Origin of the sequence: Bradyrhizobium genomosp. III, from assembly GCF_000261705.1 — a bacterium.
GTDB lineage: Bacteria > Pseudomonadota > Alphaproteobacteria > Rhizobiales > Xanthobacteraceae > Bradyrhizobium > Bradyrhizobium ottawaense.
The window spans coordinates 1-2,855 of record NZ_AJQF01000368.1 but is presented as its reverse complement, the minus strand read 5'-3'; the positions used below and the strand labels follow the sequence as shown (position 1 = coordinate 2,855).

The 2,855-nt window shown below is 64.5% G+C and carries 1 protein-coding gene; it reads left to right on the top strand.

Annotated elements, in window-relative coordinates; translation table 11 throughout:
* Positions 1–355: 355 nt before the first annotated feature.
* Positions 356–2,855 (top strand): ATP-binding protein (locus IC66_RS0129805; RefSeq protein WP_038950115.1); only part of this gene is annotated, 2,500 nt, incomplete at its 3' end.

Here is a 2,855-nt window from a genome sequence, read left to right as displayed (position 1 = left end):
TTGGCGACGCTCTTTTTCATGTTCGCCAGGGGATAGTAATTGGCGTTCATCAAGTCTCGAAATGCCTTGCCGCTATATACCAGTCCGGCCATCGCCTCTTTCCTCGATATGTCTGTTTGTCAAAAACCGTAGCGTGTGGCCGCAAATACGCGCGATGCGGCGGCCGATCACACAATTTGTTGTGTGCAGGCACGCTACCACCCACGACTGTACTTCGTCCAGCGAGCTACCATCCGGTAAGGTCGCGTATCCCGCAAGCCTAATTGCCATGCAGTCCCCTATTGGTAATGTAAGCCGAATGTCTCGCGGGCGCGGGTAGCGAAGACTGCTGAGGCAGTCGTTTGAAGGCGCTGGAATGCATTGCTTCGCGTGTCAGTCGGCGATCGGTCCGGGCGATAGCTGGTGCTCCAAATGCGGAGCGGCGGTCCGCGAGCGCGTTGAGCCCGACAGCGAACGGCGGTTCGTGACCATTTTGCGCGCCGACGTCGTCGATTCCACAGGACTTGTCGCCGAGCTGGAGCCGGAGGCCGCGGTGTCGCGCCTCGAGCCGGCTCTCGCGGCGATGAGAGGAGCGGTGCGCCAGTTCGGTGGCATTGTCAGCAAGGAGCTGGGAGACGGGCTGGCCGCCGTGTTCGGTGCCCCGATCGCCGACGACAACCACGCGCCGCTCGCTTGCCACGCGGCCATCGAGCTCGTCCGGCGTGTTGGCAGCCTGGGCGATCCCGGTCTTCAGGTCCGGGTCGGGCTCCACTCGGGCCATGTGGTCGCCTACATGGTCGCCAGCGAATTCTCCAAGGTCTATGAGATCGGCGGGGCGGCCCAGCATCTGGCCGCGCGGCTGGAAGCGGCGGCCGAGGCGAACCAGGTCTACGTCTCTGAGGCCTGTCAAAAGCTCGCGGATGGACACGTCCGCTTCGAATTCCTGGGCCGCAAGACGCTCCGCGGTTTCGGCGAGCCGATGCCTGTGTACCGGGTCATGGGCGCGAGCGATCTTTCGAGCTGGCGGGTCCGGCGTGCGCGCAGTGTTTCCCGATTTGTCGACCGCACGACGGAGCGGGCCTTGCTGTGGCGTGCGGCCGAAAGGGTCAGCGCCAGCCGCCAGACCGTTCTGCTCATGGGTGACGCCGGCATCGGAAAGTCGCGGCTTGCGCACGAGTTCGCGCAGGACCTTCGCGCCAGCGGCTGGCGGCTGATCGATGCCGAGTGCAGTCCGAATCTCCAGGGCGCGCCGTACAGCGCCCTCAAGCGATTGTTGCTGTCGATCTTCGAGTCGGCCGCAAGGGATCAGGCCAGGGCGGATGATCCCAGAGGGGCGTTGCCGGCCGTGCAGCAGCGAGCCATCGACGCGGTCCTGGACCTGCCGATCTCCGATCCGCAATGGGACGAACTGGAGCCGCACGCGCGCGGGCGCGCGATTTCAGATGCTAGCTGCGCGATCGTCGAGAGCATCGCCCGTCGTCAGCGCACGATCCTTCTGATCGAGGACCTGCACTGGATCGATCGGGCCAGCGATGCGGTCATGGCCACGCTCTCCGCGCTGCAATGTCCCGATTTGCTCGTGCTGCTGACCACGCGGCCCAACGGGATGCCGGTGTGGATTGCGCGCTGTCACGCAGAGATCGTGGCCATGCGGCCCCTCGACGACGATTCGGGCTTGGCCATGCTCGCCGAAATGCTCGGCCCCGCCACCACCAACGCGGATCTGAAGAACCGGATCATCTCCCATACCGCCAACGTTCCGCTGTTCATCGAGGAAGTCTGCCGCAGTCTGAAGGATAGCGGCATGCTCCTCGGTCAATGGGGCGACCTGTCTCTTGCGCGTCCCGTGGAAGAGCTCGGCATTCCCACCAGCATCCAAGGTGTGATCGCGGCGCGGCTCGATCGCGTGTCACGACAGGAACGATCGCTCCTGCAGATCGCCGCGGCGTTTGGTCCCCGGACAAACCAGGCCCTGCTCCGGAAGATCGCGGCCTTGCCGGAAGGCGTGCTGCAGGATTGCCTCACCGCGCTCGACCGGGCCGAACTGCTCGTCAGGATCGATAGCGAGTTGGAGGACTCGCTCGAATTTCGGCACGAGATGGTCCGGCAGGTGACCTACGATTCCATGGTCGAAAAGGTGCGCGAGAGCATCCATGCCAGCATCCTCGCAGCGCTCGAGGACGACGAGGCATCGAACGACGGGCCGGACGCGCTCTGCTATCACGCGACGAGGGCGAAGGATTGGCAGAAGGCGTTTCACCATGGCAGAAGCGCCGCTCGAAAATGTCTGGTGCGCTCAGCCTATGCCGACGCGGTCGACTATTTCGAGATCGCAATGGGGTCTCTCGACAAGACCCCGGTGACGCAAGCGCGAGAAGCGGACGCCATCGATCTCCGGATGGAGGCGCGCTTGGCCTTTGCCGGATCGGGGCGCGTCGCCGAAGCCCTGGATCTGGGACGCGAAGCCGAACGGCGCGCCGATGCAATCGACGACATCGGGCGCAAGATCGCGGCCATGACCGTGAGAGCGGGCGCGCAGAACTTCTACGGAACGCCGGTCGAAGCTGTCGCGATCGGGGAAGAGGTCGTGCGTCTGGCGGAAAGCTCAGGCAATCCCGGCTGGCGTAATCTCGCGCAATATGGTCTTGGGCAGGCCTATTTTCTCTGCGGCCGCTATCAAAGCGCCGAGAAGATGCTGGCCGCGGCACGTGCCGGTCTCGTGGGCTCGGCATCGAGTGCCCCGATCGGCACGACTCCACGATCCTTGCTCCTCCTCTGCTGCATGATGAACGGCATCACCCACACCGTCATGGGTGAGCTCGACGCCGCCGAGCAGCTCCAGCAACAGGCCGCCGCGATCGCGGAGGAGACCGGCC